The organism is Rothia sp. HMSC071F11, assembly GCF_001809115.1.
Taxonomy (GTDB): domain Bacteria; phylum Actinomycetota; class Actinomycetes; order Actinomycetales; family Micrococcaceae; genus Rothia; species Rothia dentocariosa.
Genome location: NZ_KV795760.1, coordinates 17,510 through 18,044 on the forward strand (window position 1 = coordinate 17,510; position 535 = coordinate 18,044).

The 535-nt window shown below is 62.8% G+C and carries 1 protein-coding gene; it reads right to left on the bottom strand.

What is annotated here, in order from left to right; translation table 11 throughout:
• The coding region (locus HMPREF2554_RS07670) for a type II secretion system F family protein (protein WP_141744376.1) at window positions 1-535 on the bottom strand (535 nt) is incomplete at both ends.

Consider the following 535-nt stretch of genomic DNA (forward strand, 5'->3'; position numbering starts at 1 on the left):
AGAAGCGAGATCACAATCGGTATGATTCCGCAGCAGATAAAGGCCGGAAGCGAGCACAGTCCCAGCGGAAGAACCAGCGCCACGGCAAGTTTTGCGGATGCGCGCTCTGCCGCCCGGCGCTCTTCAAGCCGATATGTTGCCGCGCAGTGCCGCAGCAGTGCCGAGCTGGGTGTTCCCGCCGAATACGCCGGTGCCAGAATCCGAGCCAATTCCCGCAGGAGTGGATGGTCGTAACCGTCCCAGGCGGCCTGCCAATCGGCGCTTACCGTCAGGGTCAAGGTGATGTGCTCAAGCGCGTCGCTTATTGCTCGTTCTTCATGCGCGAGTGCCCGGCCAAGAGCCTGTAGGGCGCCGGTCAGGCTGAGCCCCGCACGCAATTGTGCGGCAAGAAGCTCAAGCATCAGCGCCGGGTCCAGCGGCTCAGTCTCTGCAGAACCGCTAAACCCTGCCGGTTCTTTCGGCGGTTTCCGTTCTCTTCGGCGCCGCCTAGTACCTTGAGCACGGGCATTCTTCTGCGCGGGTTCCTCGGCCAGCA